The following is a 17,415-nucleotide window of genomic DNA, read 5'->3' as shown; positions in this document are numbered from 1 at the left end:
AAGTCTTACAAGAGATGGAAAAGAATATATAATTATAAGGAACCTGTAGCCCTCTTTGAAAAATATCTGCAAACTATCGAATTCAGCTTTGGCTTGGAAAGATTCTTTAATCAAATCTTCTACACAAGCGCATACACCCTAAAACGTATACGAACAAGCAACAGTTTTAAAGAGGCGTTAAGTAAGGAAAATATTGAATTATTAGTTTTGGAAGGATTATCTAGAAAGTTGGATTCAAAAATTGGATTTGCAACCCTATTTGAAGAAATAATTCCGATCCAAGTAAAAGAGGAAATTGGGAAGGAAATTACGCTCAATTCAAAGAATCAAAAACTATCCACTTTTAGTGATGGTATTAGCTATCTAGACTATGCCTTAATTGATAATTATTTTATTTGCTCAACAGAATATGAAAGTAAAATAGAAAATATATTTCGTGATTTGAAAATACTACTATGATCAAATTCAAAAAGTATCAATTTGAATGCGGTCTAAATATTTATCTAACATATAACCTTTTTTAAATGATTTAATATGATAGATTTCATCCTCTTGAACCAACACTTCTACGTAGAAATCAGATAGTGTATAAAGGGAAAAACTTAAGCCTCGCAATTTTACACTCCCAACAAATTCCCCATGCTGCCAAAGCAAATCAGCTCTTTCATTCTTCGTGAGCTTATTAAATTCGTATAAACCTACTTTCATTTAGTGAGCAAAAGGTTCGTTATTTCCTCCTTCCAATTCTCCTTACTCATTTCCTTAGGAATAGGAACTAAGATATTATCGGTTTCAAATTTCTGTGAACCAAAAACCTTCTCAGACTTCACATTAACTAGAAAAAGAAAATAGCTATTCTCTCCTGCAATCTCTTTTTTTTTAATTTCAATTTGTGAATTCTTTATGCCTTCCAAAACAACAATCTGCTTTACTGTTTCGTTACTTGAATTCTTGCGCTCGATGGTTAATTTATTCGTTTCCATCTCAACGAAAGCTCTCTGACTCCATACTTTTCCATCCACAACAACAGTTCCGCTCAACATTCGAACACCCTGTTTTTGACTCCAAGCAGGATTAAAAAGAAATAGTAAAACGAAGAGGATTAGAAATAGTTTGTTTTTCATAACACAAAATTACTAAGCAAATTTCATTTTGAAACACACTCAAAGAGATTTCTTCTATTGATTAATAAATAACCCAAATACAATTATTTTTTGGGAGGTAACGGTTTTTAGCTAAGCGAGGTGCGGAAATTAAAAGCACTAAACTGTCTAGCCGCACAAATATAAATTAAAAGCACTGAACTGAATGGCAAATGCAAAAAATGTTGCGCGGAGCGCACCTTTAAAAAATGCATTTGCAACTTGCACTCACTCCGCATCTTGCTTAGGTAATGTTATGGCGCGTTTATCTGTGCTCATCAGTCCACTCTTTTGCTTTAACTGCCATATCTCTGTATTTTTCTGCACTGTCTTTCTGATTTAATTGTTCGTAAGCTTTTGTCAAACCAATATACGGTTCGGGTCTAAAGTTATAACCTGAATATAAGTGATTCAAAGAGTCTGCCCTGTAATAGTTTATAATTGCAGTTTTATAATCTCTCTTTCCAACATAGCAGTCGCCAATACTACTATAAAACATTAATTTGGTAATTGCCCATTGAGGTGATATTTGAATAACTTGATTAAATGTCATTATAGATTTTTCGTATTCATGATTTGCAATACCATTTAATCCAACAGTGTTTAGAGAGTCAATTTTTTTAATTAATAAAAACTGGGGAATAAACCATGCTTCAAATCTGTCAGCGTGTACTTTTCGATTTTCCGGTTTATAATGTCCTTTAAATCCCTTAAAACTTGAGTTTGTATTTGTAATCGAAGTGTCATAAACTACTGATTGTAATTTTAAAACAACAGTATTATTTATTTCATCAACTGCTACTTTTATTACTGGTGCTATTGTGTCAAAATTGTCCCAAGCCCAAACATGCGCAAATAACATACTGTCATTGGTAATTTTGAACGGATAGTTAATTTCATAAAAATCTAGTATTCTAATGAATTCTCTTTTTGATAGCTGAAAAGATATTTTCTTTTCTTCAATATTAAATTCATTTCCGTATTCCAAAGGGGAATCCTGAAAAGTTGGTGTGTCTTGATTGTCGTTTGGGTCTGACTTACTTGTAGCAATAAATGAAAATGCTGAAATAAGTAAAGGGAAAATGGGACTGATTCTTATTGCTTTAATATTTTCCTTTTTACTTTCAAAGTTGTATGCAACAGGAAGTATTAATAAAGCAATGAGGTCTGTGTAGTCCACCGTTCGGGTGATTTTTAGCAGATCAAAATTATTGAAATTGTCTATAAGAATTTGACTGAAGGGTGATTTCCATATGATAAATATAAATCCTGTCAGCCAAAATATTTTGTTTTTGTGCCTTGGTACTAGTTCCGCCCAAAACAATGAAAAGATAAAAAGTCCAGCAAAGTCAGAGAGTTTACCAGTCAGCCAATTTCCGTAAAGTTCTTTTAGAACAAAGTCGTTCAACAGAAGAACTGTCAGTCCGAAAATGAACCAAAATGATGTCAATATTTTAAGGTCTCTCGTCATTTTTAAATGCGCCATAACTCTTTTATATAAAGGGATTTCTATCTAAAAACCCTACAAAGCCTTCCAAAATTGGTAGGCTTTCCCCGGTTTTGTCTTTTTTGACCCCTCTATTATTTATCATTATTTTAATTTCAATTTTTCAATTGGACTTGTTACTTTTCCCAGCCCTTCACTACTTACATGTGTATATATTTGAGTTGTTTTTAGATTCTTATGCCCCAATAATTCTTGTATATACCTTAAGTTAGTTCAACCCGTAATTATACTCATTTTCAATAATACTGATTCTTCGTGTATTATTGATATTTAATCTGCTTATAATACCTTTCCATCCACAACAACAGTTCCGCTCAACATTCTTACAGCAACATTGGTTGCAGAAATACTTCCAAAAAGTAAAAATAGACTGATGGGGAAAAAAAATAATTTGTTTTTCATGGGTTAAGTTTATAAGGAAAATCCTTTTCGTTTATACATGTTTTCTCTTAATTCAATTTCTTTAAATAATTTTTCACTCCACTGTGGAAGCTTCTCTGCAATTTTAATTAATTGGTTTTGCTCGACCTTAAACAATACTTCTGGCTTCTGAGAATTATTTAATACATAAACATTATCGAATTTTTTATAATGCGAAATAATATTGCTCAAGCCCTTTTCATATCTATCCTTCACTGTGATAGGATCAACAAAATGCCCCCCTTGCTTAACACGTTGATTAACTCGAACGCTGCATAAGTCAGGATCTCCAATGTTTACGTAAACGAGATTCACATTATATCCAAAGTTCTTTAATCTAAAACATTCTGAAATCTGCTCCTGTTTATGAAAATTTGTTTCTTTAGAATAGTTTGCTTTATCCGCTTGAAGTTGCCTTTCGATATTGCCTACATAGGCGTTCACTTGAACAAGCAAATCATTATTTTTTTCAAAACGGGAAAATTCTTCACTAAGAATCTTGTCAGTATTAATATGAAAATTATTGGCCGGAACAACACCAAGATTTTTCAGATACTCAATATTAGTTGATTTTCCAGCGCCATTAGGTCCGGCAATAAAATAAAAATCTGCCAACTATCTTACCTTTTTTAAATAGTTAATTGAATCCGATTGGCTATTGTATGAAATCTCCCAGGTTTCTCCGTTGGGTAAATCTACATAAGTAACACCTTCAACTTGGTAGGAAAAAAACACGCCTTTAGAAAGGGTTTCTGCTCTAAGCTTCTCAATAAAGCCAACGCTTTTCTCCTTAAATTCCTTTAGTTTCTCTGCACTCCAATTTGAATTACTCATACCATAAATTTACAACAATTGAGATAGGAAATCAATAGTTATCAATGCTGCCGTTTGCCCGTTTTCTATTTTTATCAGGATCAAAAAAGAGGGGAGCTTACAGGTCATCCTTAGAAATTTTAAAACTTTACAGTAAAAAGACTAGTAACTCCGCAGCTCATAGGAACCGAGAGTACTTATAATCTCAAATAATGAAACAATTTTTTACTGCTTTTGTTGTTTTATTGAACCTCAATTATGATTTCTTACAATCCATGTCGAACCTTCATCTCTTCTAAATGCGTTTGAACCCAAAGGTAGATTTAAAATTTCTTTCAGTGTTGGGTCAATATTAAGTATTGTTCCCAAACTAATAACAACTGCATCATTTTCATCAGGTTCAGATGAACCATCTAAAAACTGCCAAACACCATCATCGTCATGCGATACCTTCAAGATAGCGGCTGCCTTGTAAACAATATTTCGTGTTGATATAGCTACTCCATCTAAATCTATATTTTCCATTATTTAGTCTGTTTTGTTTTCGCCTCAAAACTCTAATATCTCTATTACAACACCTTCACCTAAATTAGAACGTCCTTCGCCAAATACAAATTTTTTACCAACTTTAATATCGTCTCCTAAATATTCCTTACTAACAAAACGAATTTCAACCTCTGCTTCATCATTTGGATAGAACTCCTTTCTGTCTAATAAGGTTATTTGACCAGAAGCTTTCATTTCTTCAACAAAATTAAATAATGGCCTGTAACCATCAGTAAATGGTGTTTTTCTGCCTTTATCTGAACTATACAATCTAATTCTTGCCTTAATCTTTATCATGTTAGTTGCAAACTGAACTAATCGAAATAAATAAAAAAATTATTCATATCGCATTCTTTGCTATTGTTTTATTTGTCGCCCCAATTTCCGATTTCCCTTTTATTTTATATAAACTTCCAGAAAATTCTGATTTCAAGTAGTCATCATTTAACATTTCTACAAAGGCAACTGCGGACTTCTTAGTTGTAATTGAAAGTTTAGCCTCATCATCGGTCATTTTAAATTCTACTTTATATTTCTTTGCAAGGTTTACAATCTGCTTAGGTGTTTTTGTTAGTATCTTACTTAAAGGATTAATATTCAAAAGTTTTCTCAAAGTGTTCTTTTTATTTGATAGCATTGAAATTATATCCATCCCATCAACTAATTTTGAATTCTTAATTACATCAATATTAACTTCTGCGGCCGCTTTCATTGCACCTACATAATCAAAGGCTTTTTCAAATTCTGAACGGTTGAGAATGATAAGTTCTTCTTCAATAAGCATAACATCAAAATGCTTGCTTAAACGCAGTAAATCTTTATCAAGTAAACTTAGTTTATTATTGGAAAAAAGAAGAGCATAACTACTTTCCTTTTTCAAAACACTTATCTGATAGTTTTTTTTGAAAAGATATATTGTTGCATTTAAACAATCTACCTTAAAGATATAAGACCACACTCTCTCTAATTCCAAATTATTAGGAAACTCTCCTGCCTTATTGTTTACAACTGCATCAAAGATTACAGATGCTCTGGGGATGTCAGCTTTACTAATATGGAAAACTTGTCTGACATTATTTGCTTCGGCTGTATTTGCACTTACGATTTCATATTGATAATCTTCCGACTCATTAAAAAATTTATTCTTTATTTGAGAACGGACAATTCTACCTAAGGCAGGACTAAGTTTATTTTCTTCTGTTGCGGGTAGGTAAGTGAGAATGCTTTTATTGTCATCTTCGTATTGAAGATACATTTCCACACTTACAGTTTCCCCGTCTTGTATGAAATATTGAAGTTTTTCCTGTAATTGAGCTTTGTTCATTATCAAGTGATTTTAATAAAATAAAGGTCTTCGTCAAGTTCTTTATACCTATATGAAGCATTTTTCTTCAATTTCCCTTTACTGATTACAGTTCGTTCTTCTCCATCTTCAAATGTTGCTTGGAATATATAATAACCAAAAAGAGCCAGTGTAGGGTTGGCATAAAGTAAATTCGTTTTTGTATAAATGAACCCTATAATGAGAAATAATAAAGTAGTTGCAAGCAGATTATTCCAAGTGTCAAATTTTAAACCAATAAAAGGGATAATATATGTTGCTAGATAAGAGAGGTACTCAATACCTGAGTTTTTTATTCTAACTACCTTTTTAGGATTTCGAAAACCTGCACTGGCATTAACCTTAATGAAAATCAAATAGTAGAGAAAAGATAAAATTGAAATTGTCACAAGAACCAACGAAAACAAATTGTTTTTAAGAATTGGCATAATACTTAATGCAATTCCTTGTTCATCTAACATCTTATCATTCAAATTTTGTATAGCAAGAATGAGAAAAAGGGGAATGTATGAAACTAAAAACAAAGCAAATAATGTAGTTTTTTTTAACATACAATCATCAGTTTTAAATTAAGAACCATTCAGATAACAAACCGCGGTTCAAGCAGAAAAGAAGCATACTGAAATTCAGATAATGTCTAACTTTCGGTCATGAAGTGGTCTATTTATGAATTATCTTTTAATTTGTAATAATTAATTTCCGACTTTGAAGTCCCATTTTTTCTTCTAAGTGATTTTTGAGGCTTACCCCATTTCCTTTTCCTTGTTTCTTCATCCGAAACTCATAGGAACCGAGAGTACTTATAATCTCAAATAATAAAACAACTTTTTGTTAGTGTATTATTTATTGCCTCCTTCTTCAACAGCTATAGTACTTAAAAGCATTCTCAAAATATCTTCTTCTTTCCCTGTTACTTGTTGGCTTTTATGAGGATAGATAGATATTCCTAAGTATGTGTTATAATGAAGAATAAATCGAACACCACTATATAGAAATTCCCAGTAAAGAGAATCAAAATCATCAACTTTATTTACAAAAGAAGATTTTAATTTATCACAAATAGTATCTGCTAGTTTATAGAACTCCTCAAATTCCTTCACATCTTCAAATTTTGCTTCTACGAAATCATCAGATTTCTCAATCGTTACCTTCATATACTTTTATTTTTTATTGTACTTTGAATTTATTTCAGGACTTGTCCTTTTTGAAGAATTGATAATTTCTTGGTATGCTTTATGCCAATTCCGATATTTCAATAAATCACTTTTTGTTTTTATTAATTAATGCAGTGTCTAACGGAATCCAATTCCCTTTATAAACCAGTAAACCACTGTCAACGGTTGCATAGTAGTAAACTTTTCCATCTTCATTATATTGTTTATCTGAAAAGCCTTCTCCATTTTTGTATCCCTCTATTTTCTTAATTTTTCCAGTTTCATAAAAGTATTTAAACAATCCATCTTTTTTTCCACCAGTAAAAGAATAAATTGTTTTTATCTTTCCATTTTGATAGTACTCTTTTGAAGTTCCATCTAACAAGCCATTCACATAAAACTCTTCAGCCTCCAAAATTCCATTATCATAATAAAACTTGAACAATCCAATTCTTTGCCCATCCTTATTTTCACCCTCAGACCTTAATTTTCCATTCGGATGGTATGATAATTCTTTGCCATGAGCTAATGAATCTTTTTTAAAGACTTCAGTTTGTACTTGACCATTATCATAATAATTTCTTACTATCCAATTCTTTTGCCCATCAATATATTCACATTCTTCCTTAACCTTACCATTTGAATAATATTCAGTTATTTCCTTTCTCTTATTGCATGAATAAAGTATAATCAATACTAATACAATTAATGTTTTTTTTAACATTATAATCTAGTTTTTTTATTTTTTACTTCTGATTAGCCTTTGATTCTGTTTTAACCTTAACACCCCAGCTTTCCATTACTTTAGCTTGTTCCTTCCCAACCGGATTTGTATACTGTTTGCCTATAATTTTATAATAATGAGTAGCCGAATCTTTCCCACGATCATATTTAAGATATGATTGTTCGTCTTCATTTACGGGCTCATTAGAATCTTGACTCTGATCTGCAAAATCAGCATTTTCATAACTATTAGTTGCCCTTTCTCCCGCTTTAGTTGTTTGTGTCTCTCTTTTTCCGGTATTTTTTTGCTCCGTCAATGTCCTGTTATCGGAAACTTTCTTTTGTTCGACTGGTTGATATGGACTAGCTTTATCTAAAGCTGAATTTGCTGTTCGTAACAAATCGAATGTTTCATACTTTATCTCAATTAACTTCATTCCCGGCTTAGCTTTCGAAGCCCCACTCAGATTTTGTGAACCAAGTTGCTTGTCTGAACTAATAAGTACTCCGTAATTACCAGTAATTAATGAATAAGAGAATTGCATCAAAGAAATATGGGCTGTTGGGTTCAACGGAAGGAGTAACGAGTTAGTTCCTTCTAATCCATCGACATCAATATTCTGAATTGGGTTGTTCGAACCAAACTGGAACGGACTTAACTCAGGGTATTTTTTATTAATAAACAACTCATCATGCCTATCAAAACGCCTAGTCCCCTTCAAGTAGTTACGGAACCCATAATCCTGCCACCCAAAAAGTTCATTATCATCACGCTTTCCATTGAATGAATTAGGATATTCGTTACGATTAAAATTCCTGTTAGTTAAGTATTCCCCAAACGCCCCATAATCCTTAGAAGAACTAATATCAGCTACATAAGAATCAATTGTGTCGTTGTTCGTATTATCCAACGGTTTATACCATGTACTCGCTTTACCAATTCCTGGATCACGACCATACTTTAAGGCTTGACCATCATTAATTGAATTCAATTTTGTATTCCATTCCATTATTATAATCATAGTTTTCTTTTTCAAGTAAAGAAATATTAATTGAATTGAAATTAATTTCAGAAAGAGTGTAAGCATCTTTTTTGTGCCATGAATAATGAACCTGTTTTTTAGAATCAATTAGGAAAATTACAATCTCATATGATTCGTCTTTACAAATTGATACGTCTAATGGAATTTCCATATTATAAGAACCTCTATAAATGGGATGATAATTTAACCATACTAACAATTGAAACTCATGAAGATTACAAACCGATTCATGATTAATTTTAAGTTTTACTTTTTTAGATATTAATTCTGAATTGCATTGTCTTGATGGATTTTCTTTAGTTAAGAATTCTCCATTTTGCTGGGATTCGTTTACGTCAGATAAAACTGTACATTTTGTTGTACAATCACTAAAAAGCAGTATTGTTATTATTAATAAAATTGAAATTAAATTCATTTTATTTAACTTTTGGAGTTTCATTTTTCTTATATTCTGTTTGACCTGGAGACATCCATGGAGTTGTTCCAGTAGTTGGTAATTCTATTTGCTCAATATTTTGGAACCAAGAATCACCTGTAACGCTTCTATTTGTTGACTTTCCAGTCAAATCATCCAAATATGATGCATTTAATATTCCTGAATATTCTGTTCTGGATTGCCAAGCATTTACTGACATGCCTGTTTGATCTGCAATAGCTTGTGCTAAACTCTTTTCTGGATCGGTATCAAATGTGAAATCATTTACACTCTTTCCCGCACCAATTCTACAGGCGAAAATTGTACATGAAGCATTTGTTTCAAATGCATTTGGATTTAACTTTTTAGCTTGAGCTTCTGTAAATGAATACTTTTGCTCCACATCTGAATTCCCATAACCAAAAGAAATATTTCCAGGAACGCCATGACTAAACATATTAACCTGAGTTATTGGGTCTTCTTTTCTGATACTAGAAAAATTAGGTCCTTCTTTAATTCCGCTATTAATATAATTAACAACTTCATCAGCGGATTTTACTGTAATCATTGCAACCCCATTTCTTTCTGCCCATCTATTCATTTGTATTAGTTGTTTTGTGGAATAACCTTTTTCAAAAACTAACCATGCAACTCGTTCATTCTTGGAATTGTTTTTCTGTATATTATGTAATTGTTTCATTGCTGGCAGCACAAAATTCAAACCATATCTACCAGGGTGTTCCGAACCAGATACAACAATTTTTTCTTCACCATTTACATCAATATGACAAATTGGATTATTGCTTACAAAAATATACGGACTTTCATTAGAATTTTTTCTATGTCTAGCGTCTATTACATCATAAGTTCTTCGCGATTTCAAATAATTTCGACTTCCGTAATCCTGCCACCCAAACAATTCATTGTCATCACGTTTGCCATTGAAGGAGTTGGGATACTCATTACGGTTAAAGTTTCTGTTGGTCAGGTACTCCCCAAACGCCCCATAATCCTTAGAAGAACTAATATCAGCTACATAAGAATCAATTGTGTCGTTGTTGTTCTGGTCGAGTGGGATTTTGATGTCGCTGAATGTGCTTAGTACATTCCCTAAATGATTACTTCCACTATATTGCTTTTTGCCTAACACATGGCTAAAATAAACAGTATCTACATACGCTCCAATCATTTCTAAACTGTCTTGCACAATACCTAAGCTGCTACTACCATACAAATGATCTTCCGTTTTTGCAAACGAACCATCTTTATAGACATACGTACTCATGGTATTGCCTGTGGCATCTTTTATATAGTACTCACTTTGTATCCATGCATTGCTATTGTCAAAGGTATGTTTAGCAATTCGTTTACCCATTGGGTCGTAATCGTATTTTATGTTTGGTCTAGTACAACCAGTAGTTCGAGTAATAGAAAGTATTTTTCCATCTGCTCTTCTTACAATATTTGATATACTATCCCACACATCCTTTTTCAATTCCCCTATTTCTGAATAGGAATAATTGTTATTGCTGTTTATCGTACTTGCTGAATTATCAAAGGCAATCTGATCTGTTAAATCAAATCCTCCTGTTGATGTTGCACTGTCGTTGATGGCATACAACCTATTATTTAATCGTACTCCGCCTACCGTTTGATAACGATAATCTTGGTTATCGATGGCAAATCCCGCATCGTTATTTACAGTAGCTGTTAACATATTTCCATTGGCATCATACGTAAAAAGCTGCTGGTAGGTTCCCTCATACAATCCTCCTGAACCCCAACTGTTGGAAACAGAAGTAAGATCGTTGAACGAACGGCTTTGAATGATACGATTCAATTGGTCGTATTTATACGCATTCCCTAAAGGCAATACGGTAGGGGAGTACACCGCATTGTACGTTGGTGTTACCGGTTGCATCAAGGTTGTAGCCATTGCGCTTATATTGCCGTTAAATAAATCGTGTCGTTCTGCCATCCAGTTACTGCCTGTTTTATCTGCTTCAAAACGTTTGGTGATGGTATTCCATCTGCTGGTGTCAATAGCAGAATAATCGCCATCAAAATAATTTAAGCTATACCCAAATGCGTCTTGGGCAAAGGTAGCGTTTTGAAGGGTAAATTGAGTGGAGTGGTTGCCATCATTTCCGATGTCTCTCGTCTTATCAAGCGTATTGCTGTTTACTCCCTTTATCCAACCTTGCAGGGTGTACACAAAGTCTTGCCCCTGTACTTGGTTTTCTCCGTATTCTACTCTAGCAAGTGGTCCGTGTTTGTAGTAAAAATACTTGGCATCTAAATTCCATGTAGGGTCGGCTTGTAAATTGCGCCATACGGCATTGGGATACGTGCTGCTATATACTTCTGTTATTCGGTTGTCTGCATCGTACTCATAATGGTGGTAGAAGCGGTCAGCCTTGCCTTGTTGGTACGCTATGGTATTTACTTTGCCGCTGATTAAGTCGTACTCGTAATCTACTTTCTTATACCTAAAGGCTTGCGCATCATCCGGATCCATTCCACTATTTACCAAATCATACCATAGTTTTTGGTTGTCTATCAATAAGCTTTTTACGTTCCCATGCAGGTCGTAGCTGTAGTGGGTTGTGAGTGTTTTTTAACAATATGTCAAGGAACGTGTTCACTTTTTTCAAATGTAATTTATTTTTGAATTTTATTAACGATTGAATGGTAAATTTTCGAAAAGAGATGAGAAATATATGTTTATTGTATTTGAGATTGAAAAAGAAATTATACTGACAGAAGATAGTTTCTCAGCATCGAAGCATCAGTATATTTGTAAACTGGTATTTGAGTATATGCCCGGTTAACAATGTTTTGTGTAAGCTTTACAGCTCTAAGCATATTAATAATTTCCTCATTGGCATTTACTATATGTATAACTACTTTCAATTCCTTTTGTACTTCTTGTTGCTCCTTATAAAGTTGATCGGCAAATGACCTTGACATAAATTCCACATTAGAAAAATCTAATTCAACAATAGAGCAAGGATTTTTGCGAATAGAATTAATTAATTCAGTGGCTGCTTCACGAGTATTGAGAAGGTCACTTAATTCTTCAGAAACTAATATGTGTAAAACAGCTTTCATATCTATGATTAATTACAAATTTAATAGCATTTAGCTTTTACGCAAAATAAGTTTATTAGTTACCAACGTAATCATATAAATTAAATTGCTCGTTTGTTAAAATTGGAATTCGCAAGGCTACATAACAACCTTTATAATAATATCCTTCTTCTAGGGCTATAAGCTCTTCTCTTTCAATGTCTTGTACGAAAAAGGCATTTCCTGAATAAATACAAAATTTCCCCTTTAATCCCTCAACTAATATTCTTCTTGACGTAGATAAGCCAAAACCTCTACTTTCTGGTAAATTTTTAGTGGATTTGCCAAAAATAGCAAAATTTATAGCTTCTTCGTCAGATTTTGGATTATGTTTACCGGCATCAATATAAGATTGTAGCAATCCTTTTCCATAATCTGCAATACAGATATCCATAAAATTTTTAGTTGGATAAAATTGTGCAAATAAAATTCCCTTATTAGATCCGGAATGATCGGTAATGTTTTGCGTTAATTCATCTATCATATAGAAAATCGCCATCAAAACATAACCCTTTAACTTCAATTGATCTTTAAGAATACTATTTATTGCAGAAATAACTTTTTCACGAATCTTGTTTTCTATTTCTTTTTTTCCTGCAGGAAAAGCGATTAAAGGAATATATGTTTTCGAATGGTAATTTTCAAAAAAAGTATCTAGGTTTTGAAACTGCGACTCCTGATAATTGAACCCATCAGGGAAATAGACAGTTTTAAAGTAATTAGAAATTGATTCGTTTTGTTTGTTGAAAGTGTAATGAACTTTTTTACCCTTCAACCTTTGATAGTGCGCAATACTCGTCAACCCTCCTATAATAAAAGGATTAATAAACATGCAATTATTAAAGTCAAAATGAAAAATTTCTGCTTTTGAATTATTTACATTCAAAATAGTATTAATAAAATAAAAAAGTGGATCCCCAAAGTTATCTGAGATGTGAGTTGGTATTTCAATTCTTAATTCCATATTCTAGTTGTATCTAATGTAGCAAATCAATTTAATAAATCTATCACCCCAACGGATGAAACTTACTAATAAGTTTATGTTGCAGTGCTTGATTAGTTGGCTTCAGGCGCAAGGTTGAAGACACCCATCGATGTCCTGCTATGTATTGAACTTCTTCGAGTAAATAGTTTTTTTCTTTAAACAAATTGCTCAACACGCTATCTCGTATGGTCTTGGTATTGAGCTTTCGCTCAGGGAACAAATACCTAAACGATTCTACTAACGTGCCAACATCTTCAACGGTTATAGGCTTCCCTCTAAAATTAAGTAACAGAAAATCTGTTTTTTGTTTAGCGGTTTTTAGTAATCGATTACGCGTGTTATTCAAATACTCCTCTAATAGTACTATTTGCAATGGCTGTAAGGGCAGTCTTCTTGCTAAATGAATTCGTCCACCCTTTATAAATACATTCTGCGATTCAGCATCTATGTGCTTTAATTTTAATCCGCAAATTTCTTGCGGTAACAAACCCTGATAAATTAAAAAAGAAATTATCAGTTTGTTTTTAATTGCTAGATGCTCGTAACGCTCCGTTCGATTAAGCAACAACTCCAGTTCGGCAGAAGTAAATAAGTCATAAAATATAATTCCTCGCTTGGTATTTCCTTTTATATACAAGGAAGAACAAGGGTGATGCTGTATTGCTCCGGTCTCTATCAAAAAATCGAAATATTTTTTTACCACCTGAAGTTTGATTTTTCTTGTTGTGAGCGCAATGGGTGCGTTGCTTATACTATGCATATAATCAACCAGGTTACTATAGCAATAGTATTTTGCGTTTGGATGCTCTAGCAGGAAACGCTTCGTTTCAAATACATACTTTCGTATGGTAGATGCAGAGAAATTCTTCTCTACCAAATAGTTTTTATAAAATTCCATTAGGCTGCAATTTTAGAATGGTTAATAGCTTCTGTAATACGTTGTTTTTGTTTACGATGCTTGCAATAGATATGGGTAGTATCTAAAAGTACATGTCCCAAGAATTCACGTATAAAGTCAATATCAGCGCCATTATCTGCCAGGTGTGTGGCTATGCTATGACGAAGGGTGTGGAGTCCCACTTGCTTGTTTTGCAAAGCAGGATTATTTGTTCTCTTTACCAAACGCTTGATGCACTCGTAAAACCGATCTGCTTTTACACGTGCTCCTGACGGGGTGATGAAAAACGCTGGATTATAGGCATTTCCCGCAGTATGAGTCGTGCGTTCGTTTACAATGTATTCTTTTAAATGAGCTGCTACCGAAGCAGAAAGAGGCACTGTTCTGGTTTTGTTTAGTTTGCCACAACGAATCAACAGCGAGTTTTCTGTAAAATAGATATCCGACACATTCAATTTAAAAATTTCAGTTTTACGAAGTCCACAGCCGTAGGCTAAAGCTAGCAACGCTTTTTCGAAAGAATTCTTGCAGGCTGAGTATAATTGCATTACTTCTTCTTTGCTAAGCACCTTGCGTCCTGTGCTTTTAAAAGCAATTGTACTTGGCAAATACACAGGCGATGCATTGAGTATTCCTGACTCAACCAAATGATTAAAGAACAAACGCAAAGAGAACATTTTACTGCGAATAGCCGAATCGCTCAAGCCTCCTGCTCTTCGCTGATTGGGACGTTCTCTTAAATAGTTGTAGTAGGCTAGTATATGGTTGCCGTTTACTTGTTGTATGGAATTGATTCCACTGTTTTCGATAAAGAATAAAAACTCCTTCATCATGTTACTGTAAAAATGTTCTTTGGCTCTGCTATAGCCTTTTGCAATAAGTAGATTGTCAAATTGATGATACAGCATCTTGTATGTGCGGTTGTTTAGTTTTAAAAAGTGCATAGTTGTTGTTTTTTAGTATCGTTTATGTAAATTGATTTATGGGTGGAACGCAAGCCATTTCTCTTTATCCGGTGGGCATTCTAGCGTCCCACGGCACTCGTGAGTCACAAGTGTTATGGTGGAAAATTTGGTAGGTTATAGCAGCTCATTAGTTGCTGCTTAATTTGTTTTATTTCGTAAAGACAAACTTCCCACGTGCTAATTTTATAGCAGTAGCCTTTGTTTTTGTTGCCTCCTGTTATCACCAGAAAATCGCGTTCTACGAGTACTGAAAAAATTCTATCACATTTGCTTTTACTTACGTTGAGTGCCGAACGTATCTCACGCTGCATAAAACTATAGTTGGAAGGGTTATCAGGAGCAGTTTTTCGAACATAATTTTTTAGTGCTTCAAATAATAAATACACGTGTGAGCCCAACCCGTCTTGTTCTTGGTAGCACCAATCGGTAACTAATTCAATGGCTAGTATTATATCTTGTTCAGTTACTTGTACAATACCATTACTGTTTTTTTTGCGCTGATATTGATGTAAGTACGCCACTACATGTACAAGCGAATCAAGCATTTCCAAAGCAATTTGTTTGATACTATTTTCAGCGGGGATATCTGCATTTAATATAAACGGATTATGAATCTCTACTTTTTGCAATTGATTAGTACAGCGTTGCAAAAATATTCTTGCCTCTTCTGCTGCCGGAGAATGAATAGTTCTGCTCCTTGAAACAAAGTTGTTTACTGCATTTGCTCTATTTACAGAGGGTTTGTCTTTATGTACTAGAAAACCAACGGGAGTTTTTTTGCCAAACGGACTATCGCTAGCTACCAGTGAAGCAAAGCTCCCACTTACATGTTTTATGGTGCTTGCTAATTGTCCATTTCTATTTTTGTAGGTGAGCGAGGTATGCAGTTCTCCATTTTTTTGTAGGCTTACAAATGCCTGTTGTGCTTCTTTGTGAAATTCCAGAAAACCTGTAACTACAAGTAGTTTTCCATCCAACTGATTGTGGTTGTAGTAATAGAACGACTTGGCTGTTGCTCGCGAAATATGAACAACCTCATCGCTTGGGAAACAGCGAGCAATAGTATTTAATAGGTTGTTGTCTTCTTCGTCCTCGATAGCAGCATGCATCGGAACTTTTGTTTTGTAGCTCAACGCAATTAAAAACAATAGTTTCCGGTTTAGCTCCTCGCCAACAACTCCTGCTTGTTCCAACAATTTATCTATTCGCTCAAATAGGTTAGGGGCAGATAAAAAATCTAGTATCTCTTTTTTGTTTTCTTTAGGAGCTATTGCCGCTGGGTGTGTTTTAATGCTGCCTTGGATTGTAGCCCAGGTTGTTTCGCGGTAGTTTTCTAGAGCGCTAGTAAGTTCTTGTAACTCCTCTAGCAGCAGCTGTTCGTCTTGAAAAAATTGCGCTGAAATAGTTGCTGCCAAGTTTGTTACTTGTACTTTTTCGTATAGGTCTATCTTATAGCGCTCTCGCTGCAAGGTTTGTGGCATTTCGATGAGCAAGGTTATTGGCAAGCAGCTTAAATCGCTAGAGAGGTTTCCAAGCACTTGGTAATTATTTAACTTACCTGTAAACAACGTTTTTTGTTCATGTACAAATTGCAGTTTCGACTCCGGTTGTTTTTCTACAACCTTTAGTGTGTTAGCTTTAGTAATAATTTTTTTGAGTTCTTCTTGTGATTGTTTCATGGTAATTTGTTTTAAAAGTTGGTTTGTAATTGAAAAAATGCAATAGGTAGCCCGAGTCATGGCAGCGCTAAGCCACCAAGAAAAGGGTGTTGAGTTTTGTTAAAGTTTAGTTTATACTATCCGGGACACACCGGATACAGCATAAATAATCCGCTAAATGGTGTGTTTTCTACACACATCGGACGACAATAATAGGGGGTGCACTTTGTGTTTGTAAACAGCTGTTTTTTAGAAAAACGGAAGTAGGTAATTATTATTGTAAGCCTTATTGCCAAAGGGCTGCAAGGGAATAAATGTAAAATTATAATTTTGTAAAAATGTAATTTTGCAAAATTGCAATTTTTGGTGACTACGCCTTATGGTTGTTGAGTTAGCCACTTTTTTGATTAAGAACAAAAATTGTAGAAAAGTGCTGTTTTTTGACTTATATAAGAGAAAAATTTTTTTAAAATATTTTTTGGGTATATACTTTTAAAGACATTTTGTGTATATCTCGGAAGAATGTCGGTGTAGATATTCTTACATCTTGCCCTGTAATTGAAATATTTTATAAATCTGGCACGGATAACTTAACTCACATGCAAATATGTTCGCACGGATTGCAAATCCGCGCGAGCCGGTTCTCTACACCTTTGCCCCGACACACAAGCCACC

At 33.7% G+C, this 17,415-nt stretch carries 21 protein-coding genes; 1 reads left to right on the top strand and 20 read right to left on the bottom strand.

Annotated elements, in window-relative coordinates; genetic code table 11:
* Window positions 1-459, top strand: a 459-nt coding sequence (locus J0M08_12125) for a hypothetical protein (protein MBN8703805.1), incomplete at its 5' end; no start/stop codon positions are given.
* Between the two features lie 6 nt (window positions 460-465).
* Here J0M08_12125 and J0M08_12120 read toward each other — a convergent pair.
* From J0M08_12120 to J0M08_12025, 20 genes are all read right to left on the bottom strand, one after another.
* Window positions 466-708 carry a hypothetical protein gene (locus J0M08_12120; GenBank protein ID MBN8703804.1) on the bottom strand — a complete coding sequence of 81 codons (243 nt, stop codon included), beginning with the start codon at window positions 706-708 and terminating at the stop codon, window positions 466-468.
* Window positions 705-1,124 carry a hypothetical protein gene (locus J0M08_12115; GenBank protein MBN8703803.1) on the bottom strand — a complete coding sequence of 140 codons (420 nt, stop codon included), beginning with the start codon at window positions 1,122-1,124 and terminating at the stop codon, window positions 705-707. The genes J0M08_12120 and J0M08_12115 overlap by 4 nt, the downstream gene beginning before the upstream one ends.
* Window positions 1,125-1,407: 283 nt before the next feature.
* Window positions 1,408-2,322 carry a hypothetical protein gene (locus J0M08_12110; protein MBN8703802.1) on the bottom strand — a complete coding sequence of 305 codons (915 nt, stop codon included), beginning with the start codon at window positions 2,320-2,322 and terminating at the stop codon, window positions 1,408-1,410.
* A 411-nt stretch (window positions 2,323-2,733) separates the two neighbouring features.
* Complete coding sequence (locus J0M08_12105; protein MBN8703801.1) at window positions 2,734-2,847, bottom strand: hypothetical protein; 114 nt, start codon at window positions 2,845-2,847, stop codon at window positions 2,734-2,736.
* A gap of 213 nt (window positions 2,848-3,060) precedes the next feature.
* On the bottom strand, window positions 3,061-3,684 hold the full coding sequence (locus J0M08_12100) for a hypothetical protein (GenBank protein ID MBN8703800.1): 624 nt from the start codon (window positions 3,682-3,684) through the stop codon (window positions 3,061-3,063).
* Window positions 3,685-3,903: a hypothetical protein gene (locus J0M08_12095; GenBank protein MBN8703799.1), complete on the bottom strand. Its 219-nt coding sequence runs from the start codon at window positions 3,901-3,903 to the stop codon at window positions 3,685-3,687.
* Between the two features lie 231 nt (window positions 3,904-4,134).
* Window positions 4,135-4,407, bottom strand: a complete 273-nt coding sequence (locus tag J0M08_12090; protein ID MBN8703798.1) for a DUF2185 domain-containing protein — start codon at window positions 4,405-4,407, stop codon at window positions 4,135-4,137.
* Window positions 4,408-4,431: 24 nt separating this feature from the next.
* Entirely contained in the window at window positions 4,432-4,725 is a 294-nt protein-coding gene (locus J0M08_12085; GenBank protein ID MBN8703797.1) for a hypothetical protein, read from the bottom strand.
* A 43-nt stretch (window positions 4,726-4,768) separates the two neighbouring features.
* Entirely contained in the window at window positions 4,769-5,752 is a 984-nt protein-coding gene (locus tag J0M08_12080; protein MBN8703796.1) for a DUF4868 domain-containing protein, read from the bottom strand.
* Between the two features lie 2 nt (window positions 5,753-5,754).
* A complete protein-coding gene (locus J0M08_12075) occupies window positions 5,755-6,321 on the bottom strand; it encodes a hypothetical protein (GenBank protein MBN8703795.1) in 567 nt (188 codons plus the stop codon).
* A gap of 288 nt (window positions 6,322-6,609) precedes the next feature.
* A complete protein-coding gene (locus tag J0M08_12070) occupies window positions 6,610-6,924 on the bottom strand; it encodes a hypothetical protein (protein ID MBN8703794.1) in 315 nt (104 codons plus the stop codon).
* A 106-nt stretch (window positions 6,925-7,030) separates the two neighbouring features.
* Entirely contained in the window at window positions 7,031-7,648 is a 618-nt protein-coding gene (locus tag J0M08_12065) for a toxin-antitoxin system YwqK family antitoxin (protein MBN8703793.1), read from the bottom strand.
* A gap of 22 nt (window positions 7,649-7,670) precedes the next feature.
* Window positions 7,671-8,669 carry a hypothetical protein gene (locus J0M08_12060; GenBank protein ID MBN8703792.1) on the bottom strand — a complete coding sequence of 333 codons (999 nt, stop codon included), beginning with the start codon at window positions 8,667-8,669 and terminating at the stop codon, window positions 7,671-7,673.
* Window positions 8,626-9,105, bottom strand: coding sequence for a hypothetical protein (locus J0M08_12055; protein MBN8703791.1), 480 nt, complete (start codon window positions 9,103-9,105; stop codon window positions 8,626-8,628). The genes J0M08_12060 and J0M08_12055 overlap by 44 nt, the downstream gene beginning before the upstream one ends.
* Window position 9,106: 1 nt before the next feature.
* The gene (locus J0M08_12050; protein MBN8703790.1) at window positions 9,107-11,668 is read right to left on the bottom strand and encodes a hypothetical protein; all 2,562 of its coding nucleotides are present in this window, start codon (window positions 11,666-11,668) and stop codon (window positions 9,107-9,109) included.
* Window positions 11,669-11,856: 188 nt separating this feature from the next.
* The gene (locus tag J0M08_12045; protein ID MBN8703789.1) at window positions 11,857-12,216 is read right to left on the bottom strand and encodes a DUF4325 domain-containing protein; all 360 of its coding nucleotides are present in this window, start codon (window positions 12,214-12,216) and stop codon (window positions 11,857-11,859) included.
* A 55-nt stretch (window positions 12,217-12,271) separates the two neighbouring features.
* Window positions 12,272-13,198, bottom strand: coding sequence for a sensor histidine kinase (locus J0M08_12040; GenBank protein ID MBN8703788.1), 927 nt, complete (start codon window positions 13,196-13,198; stop codon window positions 12,272-12,274).
* A gap of 43 nt (window positions 13,199-13,241) precedes the next feature.
* Window positions 13,242-14,117, bottom strand: coding sequence for a tyrosine-type recombinase/integrase (locus J0M08_12035; protein MBN8703787.1), 876 nt, complete (start codon window positions 14,115-14,117; stop codon window positions 13,242-13,244).
* Window positions 14,117-15,061, bottom strand: a complete 945-nt coding sequence (locus J0M08_12030) for a tyrosine-type recombinase/integrase (protein ID MBN8703786.1) — start codon at window positions 15,059-15,061, stop codon at window positions 14,117-14,119. The genes J0M08_12035 and J0M08_12030 overlap by 1 nt, the downstream gene beginning before the upstream one ends.
* Before the next feature lie 113 nt (window positions 15,062-15,174).
* Window positions 15,175-16,761: a hypothetical protein gene (locus J0M08_12025; GenBank protein MBN8703785.1), complete on the bottom strand. Its 1,587-nt coding sequence runs from the start codon at window positions 16,759-16,761 to the stop codon at window positions 15,175-15,177.
* Between the last annotated feature and the right edge of the window lie 654 nt (window positions 16,762-17,415).

The organism is Bacteroidota bacterium (assembly GCA_017303975.1).
In the GTDB taxonomy this organism is placed as follows: Bacteria; Bacteroidota; Bacteroidia; order JAFLBG01; family JAFLBG01; genus JAFLBG01.
The sequence above is the reverse complement of the archived record's forward strand: the minus strand, read 5'-3'. Positions and strand labels throughout refer to the sequence as shown.